We start from the raw sequence: 6,053 nt of genomic DNA on the forward strand, positions 1-6,053 counted from the left end.
CCCACACAGATTGCATAGGTCAAATTGTTAAAGAGCGCCGCTCATCGTTGAGCGGGAGTGGCATAATACGCCACTTTGGCATTGAGTCAAGCATTTTGTTTTGCTTGTCTGTATTGCCGTTGTTAGCTCGGCTTGCCGTGCCAACGAGAGCGCATTATAGAGAGGTAATTTTTTGGCGCAAGGGGTTTTTGATAAAAAGATCTCAGGCGCGCAAAAACCCAACAATTTGCATTATTCCTAAGCGTTTTTGAGTCAAACCAAGAAAAAAGCCACCAAAAATGGTGGCTTTTGCCTGATAGGGCTGGGTTAGCCTTGTTTTGCAATGACATGGTCATTCTCAACATCAAGCCAAACGGGCTGACCTGGGACCAGTTCCCCACTCAATATTTGTTGCGCCAGTGGGTTTTCGATTGTCTGTTGGATAGCCCGTTTAAGTGGACGCGCTCCGTAGACAGGATCAAACCCGCTTTGAGCAACCTTGGCAAGCGCGGCTTCGGAAATCTCCAATTTGAAATCTTTTTCTGCCATTCGTCGGGCAAGCTCTTGCATCTGCAAGCCAGCGATTTCTTTTATATGCTCTTCAACCAGTGGATGGAACACAACGGCTTCATCAATACGGTTAATAAACTCCGGTCGGAAATGATTCGCCGCCACCTCCATCACTGTTTGCTTCATGCCTGCATAATCCAGTTCACCAAAGTGTGCTTGGATTTGCTCTGAACCCAGATTGGAGGTCATGATGACGACGGCATTTCGAAAATCAACCGTTCGCCCCTGACCATCCGTTAAACGCCCATCATCGAGTACCTGCAACAAGATGTTGAATACATCAGAATGCGCTTTTTCTATCTCATCAAGTAGAATTACCGAATAGGGACGACGACGAACCGCTTCAGTAAGATAGCCCCCTTCTTCATATCCAACATAACCAGGAGGCGCGCCAACTAAGCGTGCTACCGAGTGTTTTTCCATAAATTCAGACATATCTATCCGAACCATAGCATCACGGCTATCGAACATGAATTCGGCCAGCGACTTACACAACTCAGTTTTCCCCACCCCTGTCGGCCCAAGGAAAAGGAAGGAGCCAATCGGGCGATTCGGATCCGCCAGTCCGGCTCGGCTACGCCGAATGGCATTGGCGACGGCACCGACCGCTTCATCTTGACCTATCACCCGCTGGTGCAAGGCTGATTCCATTTTAAGTAGCTTTTCTTTTTCGCTTTCCAGCATACGAGAAACAGGGATCCCTGTCTGCCGTGCGATAACATCTGCGATCTCAGCCTCTGTGACTCGGTTTTTCAATAAAGTCATTTCCTGCATTTCTGCTTGGCTAGCAAGATCGAGCTGCTTTTCTAAGTCAGGAATTTTGCCATACTGTAGTTCTGACATTCGGCTTAAATCCCCGGCTCGCCGCGCTATCTCCATGTCAGTTCGTGCTTGCTCTAGAGCAGCTTTTATATGTTGAGCTCCAGATACAGCGGCTTTTTCTGTGTTCCAGACCTCTTCGAGCTCGGCATAATCACGCTCTTTTGCCTCTAGCTCGTCACGCAATGTCTCTAAACGCTTTTGACTCGCACTATCTTCTTCTTTTTCTAGTGCTTGTTGTTCAATTTTAAGTTGGACAATGCGTCGTTCTAAGCGATCTAACGAATCGGGTTTCGAATCAATTTGCATCCGAATGCTGGACGCCGCTTCGTCAATAAGATCAATGGCTTTATCGGGTAACTGGCGATCGGCAATGTAGCGATGTGACAAGCTGGCTGCGGCGACGATGGCCGGATCGGTAATTTCTACCGCATGGTGCAGCTCGTAACGCTCTTTTAATCCGCGCAGAATGGCGACCGTGTCTTCTACATTCGGCTCATTCACCAATACTTTTTGAAAGCGACGTTCTAATGCCGCATCTTTCTCTACATATTGGCGGTATTCATCAAGTGTCGTTGCGCCCACACAGTGAAGCTCGCCCCGTGCCAAGGCAGGTTTGAGCATATTCCCGGCATCCATGGCCCCTTCAGCTTTACCGGCCCCGACCATGGTATGAAGTTCATCAATAAAGAGGATGACATTACCTTCCTCTTTCGCCAGTTCATTTAATACCGCTTTTAGTCGCTCTTCAAACTCCCCACGGTATTTAGCCCCAGCGACTAGCGCCCCCATATCGAGAGAAAGCACGCGTTTACGGCGCAAACCTTCCGGTACCTCACCATTCACAATACGCTGGGCTAACCCTTCAACAATCGCGGTTTTGCCTACACCAGGCTCACCAATCAGGACGGGATTGTTTTTGGTACGACGCTGTAGCACTTGGATGGTCCGGCGAATTTCATCATCACGGCCGATAACAGGATCCAGTTTGCCTTGCTCAGCACGCTCGGTCAGATCCAGGGTAAATTTCTCCAACGCCTGCCGGTTTTCTTCGGCGTTGGGATCATCGACTTGCTGACCGCCACGGACTTTTTCTATCGCTTGTTCAACTTTTTGTGATGTCAGGCCATGGCTGCGCAATAGCTCCCCAAGCGGCCCTTTATCTTCTACCGCAGCTAAGACAAAAAGCTCAGACGAGATATATTTGTCTTTACGCTTTTGTGAGATCTTATCGCAAAGGTTAAATAAGTTACCCAGATGATTCGAAAGCTGAACCTCACCGCCCGTGCCTGTGACTTGAGGGACGCGATCCAATAACTCAGAAAGGCTAGAGCGCAGTTGGCTCACATCCACGTTCAGCATGGTTAATAGCGGACGAATCGCACTGCTATCTTGATTCAGGAGTGCGGTCATCAAGTGAACGGGTTCAATATATTGATGGTCTCGCCCTAACGCGAGTGATTGCGCATCAGAAATGGCAATTTGAAACTTACTGGTAAAACGGTCAAGGCGCATCGTTAGTTCCTCCCACTTAACACCTTTAGTTGATGAATAAATGGGCACGATGCAGGTATTTTTCAAGCATCTAAGACGACTTTATTTCATTCGCCAGATACACGTTGCCATCCGCCCCGTTTGTCCATCTCGGCGATAGGAATAAAATTGATCGCCTTGCTGGTAGGTACATAGCGATCCCCCATAAATCGCGGTCACGCCAGTAGCTATTAGTCGTTGCCTTGCAAGCGCATAGAGATCAGCCAAATACTTATCTGACCCTCGAGGTGAAAAAGCGGCCTTGGTCTGCCAAGAATACGAGATGAATGCCTGATAAACATCTTCACCGACTTCAAAAGCTTGTGGACCAATTGCCGGCCCCAACCAAACAAAACAGCGTTCTGGTTGCGCAAATAAAGCGAGGGTTGATTCTAAAACACCATTTAGTAGCCCTCGCCACCCGGCATGTGCCGCCGCGACCTGGCAACCATCATGGCTACAAAAAAGTACCGGTAAGCAATCAGCGGTCATGACCGTACAAGCTTGTCCGACGGTATCTGTAAATGCTGCATCGGCTTTGGGATGTGTGTCTTGATGTGGCAGCCGTGCAACCTCAGTCCCATGAACTTGCTCAAGCCACGTCAGTTCTCCGTGAACCATACCGGCTAGAGCAAGACGATTTTTTTGCACGGCATCTGGATCATCACCCACATGCATACCAAGATTCCAACCCGCAAACACGCCCTGGCTCACTCCCCCTTCACGAGTTGTGGTAAGTGCACCGATATTATCAGGAGCCGGCCAATCAGGTTGGAGATAATCCATTAGTACTCGTCTTCTCCGTTTTCTGCTTGGTCGCTACGTAAATGCTCCGTCAATGCGACCATATCGTCGGGGATCGGGGCATGCCATTCCATTTGCTCACCCGTGATCGGATGGTCAAGACGTAACATGGCGGCATGTAATGCTTGGCGCTTGAACTGCCTTAGCGTCTGAACCAAGATCTCGCCCGCTTGACGTGGAGGCTTTGCCTTACCGCCATAAAGCGGGTCCCCTACCAGAGGATGATTTAAATACGCCATATGCACTCGGATTTGGTGAGTCCGCCCCGTCTCTAGTCGCAAACGTAACCGTGTATGACCCCGGAAATGTTCTGCAACCCGATAATGGGTTATCGCAGGCTTCCCTAATTCTTGGACGGCCATATGAGTCCGTTTTGTTGAATGGCGGCCTATCGGTTTGTCCACCATGCCACCACCGGTCATATTGCCAATCGCAATCGCTTCGTATTCACGCGTGATTTTACGTTTTTGTAGCGCGCGTACCAGTCGGGTCTGCGCGGGGATCGTTTTCGCAACCACCATTAGGCCCGTGGTATCTTTATCCAAACGATGCACTATCCCTGCACGCGGTACATCCCCGATATCAGGATAACGGTGAAGTAAACCATTCAATAGTGTTCCATCCGGACAGCCGGCACCTGGATGCACCACAAGCCCAGCAGGTTTATTAATCACCAAGAGGTCATTATCTTCATAGACGACGTCGAGCGGTATCTCTTGGGGTAGCCAGCGATCGTCATCTTCAATCTCTGTGGCAATCTCAACCTGCTCCCCGCCCATGACTTTCTGACGAGGCTTGTCTACCGCCATACCATCGAGTGAGACTTGCCCTGCTTGAATCCATGTTTTGATCCGAGAGCGAGAGTAATCGGGAAACAGCTCTGCGATCGCTTGATCGAGTCGCTGACCCATTTGGTGTTCTTGGATCTGATGGGATAATTCTATCTGTTGTGCCATACCGAACTTTTCTGTGATTTCTATGACTAAACCCTCGCAACAGTCGCTATCGTGGCGCTCGGCATATCGCCGGTAAACGCCTTTTGCTATAGTCGCCTATCACTGGATAAAATAGCCGGGATAATGACATTGTATCTGTTTGCCGCTGTGACCGTAATCCAGATGGCATAAAAACTTTTCAAGGAAGTGCGATAACCCATGAAACGCCTAACCCTTACTGCGCTACTCGCAGCCTCTGTACTCGTCGGTTGCTCAAGCAACAGTCAAGTTGTCCAAGACGATCCGCCATCCAAACTGTATCAGGATGCTGAAGCGCAGTTAAACAAAGGGGCATGGATAACAGCCATTGAAAAGCTTGAGGCATTGGACTCTCGCTATCCGTTTGGTGCTTATTCCGATCAAGTGCAACTGGATCTTATCTATGCTTATTACAAAAATGACGATCTGGCCTTGGCCGAAGCAACCATTGATCGCTTTATGCGTATGCACCCCGCTCATGCCGAAAGTGACTGGGTTGCCTATATGCGAGGCCTCGTTCATATGGCACAAGATCGCAGCCTAATCCACGACATTCTCCGTATGGAGCGCAATGATCGTGACCCTCAGCCGGCTCGTAAAGCATTTACTGATTTTCGCCGCTTACTCGAACGCTATCCCAATAGCGAGTATGCTGCTGATGCAAAGGCACGTATGATCGCGTTAAAAAATCGTTTAGCTCAATACGAGTTAGCCGCCGCCGACTACTATATTCGTCGTGAAGCTTGGGTTGCAGCCGTTAACCGTTGCCAGGCCTTACAACGAGACTTCCCTGACACTGAAGCCGCTAAAGCTTCTTTGCCTCTGATGCTAACAGCCTATAAGAAGCTCGGACTTGACGAGCCAGCCGAGCGTACTCAGGATCTGATAGACAAAAATTCCATTTAATCCGTCAATATTGGTTAAAACGACACTGGTTAAAACGACAAAAGCCTCTCTATTATAGAGAGGCTTTTTTGTGCTATGTCGCGATGAGACGAGCAAACACGAACAAAAAAAGAAAGCCCTGACCGTCAGGCCAGGGCTTTATTGGTTTTTCATCAAAGATTAAAGATACAAAAAAGCCCCTACCGTTAGGTCAGGGCTTCGTATTTCTACTTATCAAAGTCTTACACATATCTGCTTTGATGCTTAAATTTTTGCTAACTAAAGCCCAATATTAAGCTCTAATTAGATTATCTTGTTTGATGCGATGAGGATTTTGAATCGAGACGCGCAGTGTATGCCAATACATGAGCATCGCAGATATCAAAAGCATCGAGCTATCAACAAGATAAGCAATGAGAGCCTGGCGATGTCCTACTCTCACATGGGGAGACCCCACACTACCATCGGCGCTGCTTCGTTTCACTACTG

6 protein-coding genes are annotated in these 6,053 nt (G+C 48.7%); 2 read left to right on the forward strand and 4 right to left on the reverse strand.

Annotation, left to right across the window (positions count from 1 at the left end; genetic code table 11):
- Positions 1 to 251 (forward strand): hypothetical protein (locus tag BZG76_RS15470; RefSeq protein WP_206744406.1); only part of this gene is annotated, 251 nt, incomplete at its 5' end.
- A 55-nt stretch (positions 252 to 306) separates the two neighbouring features.
- On the opposite strand, the gene clpB is transcribed toward BZG76_RS15470, so the two are convergent.
- From clpB to rluD, 3 genes are all read right to left on the reverse strand, one after another.
- Entirely contained in the window at positions 307 to 2,883 is a 2,577-nt protein-coding gene (gene clpB / locus BZG76_RS15175; RefSeq protein ID WP_021024607.1) for an ATP-dependent chaperone ClpB, read from the reverse strand.
- A gap of 81 nt (positions 2,884 to 2,964) precedes the next feature.
- Positions 2,965 to 3,687: a peptidoglycan editing factor PgeF gene (pgeF, locus tag BZG76_RS15180; protein WP_077461942.1), complete on the reverse strand. Its 723-nt coding sequence runs from the start codon at positions 3,685 to 3,687 to the stop codon at positions 2,965 to 2,967.
- A complete protein-coding gene (gene rluD, locus BZG76_RS15185; protein ID WP_077461943.1) occupies positions 3,687 to 4,661 on the reverse strand; it encodes a 23S rRNA pseudouridine(1911/1915/1917) synthase RluD in 975 nt (324 codons plus the stop codon). Before rluD ends, pgeF begins: the two co-directional genes overlap by 1 nt.
- Before the next feature lie 198 nt (positions 4,662 to 4,859).
- Here rluD and bamD point away from each other — a divergent pair, with 198 nt between their 5' ends.
- Positions 4,860 to 5,585: an outer membrane protein assembly factor BamD gene (gene bamD / locus BZG76_RS15190; protein ID WP_077461944.1), complete on the forward strand. Its 726-nt coding sequence runs from the start codon at positions 4,860 to 4,862 to the stop codon at positions 5,583 to 5,585.
- Between the two features lie 271 nt (positions 5,586 to 5,856).
- Here bamD and BZG76_RS15475 read toward each other — a convergent pair.
- On the reverse strand, positions 5,857 to 6,053 hold a 197-nt coding region (locus BZG76_RS15475), incomplete at its 5' end, for a hypothetical protein (protein ID WP_206744403.1).

Origin of the sequence: Salinivibrio sp. AR647, from assembly GCF_001995415.1 — a bacterium.
Classification (GTDB): Bacteria; Pseudomonadota; Gammaproteobacteria; order Enterobacterales; family Vibrionaceae; genus Salinivibrio; species Salinivibrio costicola.